General features: G+C 58.1%; 2 protein-coding genes. One reads left to right on the top strand and one right to left on the bottom strand.

The features are described from left to right. The first annotated feature begins 106 nt into the window (after positions 1-106). On the top strand, positions 107-2,467 hold the full coding sequence (locus H7U20_RS03075; protein ID WP_370593058.1) for a penicillin acylase family protein: 2,361 nt from the start codon (positions 107-109) through the stop codon (positions 2,465-2,467). Here H7U20_RS03075 and H7U20_RS30085 read toward each other — a convergent pair. After that, positions 2,451-2,645: hypothetical protein (locus tag H7U20_RS30085; RefSeq protein WP_233410462.1), on the bottom strand; the 195-nt coding region annotated here is incomplete at its 5' end. The two genes, H7U20_RS03075 and H7U20_RS30085, sit on opposite strands and share 17 nt — an antisense overlap.

Genomic DNA, 2,645 nt, shown 5'->3' with positions numbered 1-2,645 from the left:
CGATCTGGCAGGGCATTCAGGATGTGCGCGTGGCTGCGCTCACGATTAAGGCGCTACGCGACGAAGCTGGGTGACTTGTGTATAAACCTATGCGCTTATGGCATCCGTGAATCTTCGCCAAATCTTTCGCGTTATTGCCGCCCTTCTTTTCCTTTTTGCTGCGCTGGGCGGCTGCGACGACAAACAACCCAATCCGCCGGCGCGTTATGGTGCCGAGCTGGCGCGCACTAGCAATGGGATTGTGCATATCCGCGCAGACAACTTCCGCAGTCTTGGTTATGGTCTTGGCTTTGCATACGCGCAAGATAATATCTGCATGATGGCCGACAGCATACTCACCGTGCGCGGTGAGCGATCCAGATATTTTGGTCCGAACGCTTTTGCCACTCGATCACAACATGGTGAATACGGCGCCGCCATCGATTATCTTTCGCTCAACAACCTGGACAGTGATTTCTTCTTCAAAGGCTATGTCGATCTTACGCAGCTTAGAGCGGGCTATGCCGCCGGCAAGCGTGAGATTCGCGATTTGTTGACCGGATATGCCGCTGGATATAACCGTTTTCTGGAGGAGAACCGGGACCGCTTACCTGCCGCCTGTCATGGCGCGCCTTGGGTGCGCCCGATCAGTCTGGACGATATGTATTTGCTGGTCGCCGAGAAGGCGCTGCATGGCTCCGGCGAGGTGTTCGGTGCCGAGTTGGTCGCCGCCGCGCGCGATGTGCCAACTGTCGCCGTCGGGATGGCACGCCAGGCCGCACGCCTGTCATCGTCGACGGCTAGGACGCATGAGCCGCTCGGCAGCAATGCACTGGCGGTCGGGAAGGATCTGACAGTGGATGGTCGGGGTATGCTGCTGGGTAATCCGCATTATCCATGGACGAGCACGGATCGCTTCTATCAGGTGCACCTGACGGTGCCGGGCAGCTACGACGTGATGGGTGTCAGCCTGGGCGGCCTACCGATTGTCGTGATTGGCTTCAACCAGGATGTCGCTTGGACGCATACCGTCACCAAGGCCATCCACTTCACGACATTCAAGTTGGCGCTCGACCGCCGCGACCCTAGCGGCACCACCTATTTTTACGATGGCATGCCCTTGAAAATGAGCAGCAGGGTGGCGACGGTCGAGATTCTCCAGCCCAATGGCAGTGTGACGAGCAGGAGCAAGACTTTCTTCTTCAGTCGACAGGGCGCGGTGATGGTCAAGCCCGAGGCCGGCGCAGCGTGGACGGCTGACAGCGCGGTAGTGCTGGCAGATGCCAATCGCAACAATACCCGCTTGTTGGAGCAATGGCTGGCGATGGGCCAGGCGAGCAGCGTTCGGGCGTTGAGGAGTGCGCTGGTGACGGTCGCCGGCCTGCCGTGGATCAATACCGTGGCGGCTGACCGGGATGGTGAGGTGATGTATATCGACGCCAGCATGGTGCCGCACCTTGGCGCGACCCAGTTTTCTTCCAATTGCCTGTTGCTGCCATCGCTGTTGACCTTCGACGGCTCGCGTAGCGTGTGCGCCTGGGGGCGGGATGCCGGTGCACCGGAAGGTGTGTTTTCGCCAGCGCTGGCGCCAACCTTGATACGCACGGACTACGTCGGCAATTCCAATGACGCGTATTGGCTGAGCAATTCAAGCCAGTTGCTGCGCGGTCCCGCTCCTTTTGGATATTCGCCGCTGTACGGCGCAACAGACATCGAACAGACCTTGCGCACACGTATCGGCTTTATTCAAATGGATGAGGTGGTGGCATCCGGTCGGCGCTTTGAGCTAAATGATTTATACGATTTACTATTTGCGAATAGAATCTATGCGGCGGAATTGATATTGCCCGACTTTTTGCCGGTTTGTCTCGCCGCCGGCGATGCCACCACAATGTCCGCCTGCCAGGTGCTTGCGGCCTGGGACCGCCGAGCCAATCTGGACAGCCGCGGCGCCGTGTTGTTCCGCGAGTTCTGGAATAGCGCAGTCAACATCCCCGGGAAGTGGCGGATACCCTTTAACGCTGCAGATCCTGTGCATACGCCACGCGGCATGGCGCCGGATGCGGCCGGCGCCATGTTGGCGACCTTGAAGGCGGCCGCACAAAAATTGCTTTCGACTGGCGTGCCGCTCGACGGCAGCCTGGGCGCCTATCAAAGTGACACGCGTAATGGCGTGCGCTTTGCTATCCATGGTGGAATTGGGGATGTTGATGGTTCCTACAATTCCATCCACATGGACAGCCCCCTCGAGGCCGACGGATACCATACCGTCGCATGGGGCACCAGCTATATCCAAGTGGTCGGCTTTGATGCTACCGGACCGGTGGCCAGGGGGCTGCTGGCATACGGCCAATCGACTGATCCGCAGTCGCCCTATTATGCGGACCAGTTGCCGTTGTATTCGGAAAAGCACCTGCAGCAGCTGCCCTTTACCGCGCAGCAGATCCGCGCGGACCGGAATTACCAGGTTTTTACGCTGACTGAATGATTGGCCCTTGCAAGGCGTTGATGGCTTTGCTATAGTTCGCCTCCCCGCAGAAATGCACGCAGAAACAAGCGATTGCAGAGTAAGCGGGTAGAAAAAGAAGGTTGACGAAATGGCCGAAACGCTGCATACTCTTCCTTCTTCGCAACTGACAAACAAAACGCTTTGTCAAGGGTTCAAA

The organism is Rugamonas violacea (assembly GCF_016461825.1).
GTDB lineage: Bacteria > Pseudomonadota > Gammaproteobacteria > Burkholderiales > Burkholderiaceae_D > Rugamonas.
The sequence above is the reverse complement of the archived record's forward strand: the minus strand, read 5'-3'. Positions and strand labels throughout refer to the sequence as shown.